The 242-nt window shown below is 76.9% G+C and carries 1 protein-coding gene; it reads right to left on the bottom strand.

Translation table 11 applies throughout. The annotated features are described in order from the left end of the window. The coding region (locus tag KVT44_RS56725) for a hypothetical protein (protein ID WP_217577124.1) at positions 1-215 on the bottom strand (215 nt) is incomplete at its 3' end. Positions 216-242 lie beyond the last annotated feature (27 nt).

The raw sequence follows: 242 nt of genomic DNA, 5'->3' as shown, positions 1-242 counted from the left end.
GGTTCGGCGTTGTCGCGGGTCAGCGCGGGGGGTAGCGACTCGGCCGGCCGGGCCAGTGGGTCCGTCACCGTCGGCACGGGGAAGGCGGCGGGGGGGGTCCCGGCCGGGATGTCCGCCCACAGCCACAGGTCCGCCCGGGAGGGTGCGTGCTCCGGGTCGGGGAGTTCACCGTCGCGGTCCACCAGCCACCGCGGTCCCACGCCCTGGGTGGACACTTCTGCGCCCTCGGGGTCCGCAACCCC

The sequence above is a fragment of the Streptomyces sp. GbtcB7 genome, from assembly GCF_019091445.1.
In the GTDB taxonomy this organism is placed as follows: domain Bacteria; phylum Actinomycetota; class Actinomycetes; order Streptomycetales; family Streptomycetaceae; genus Streptomyces; species Streptomyces mirabilis.
Note: the sequence above shows the minus strand (reverse complement) of the source record. Positions and strands in the feature narration are given on the sequence as shown.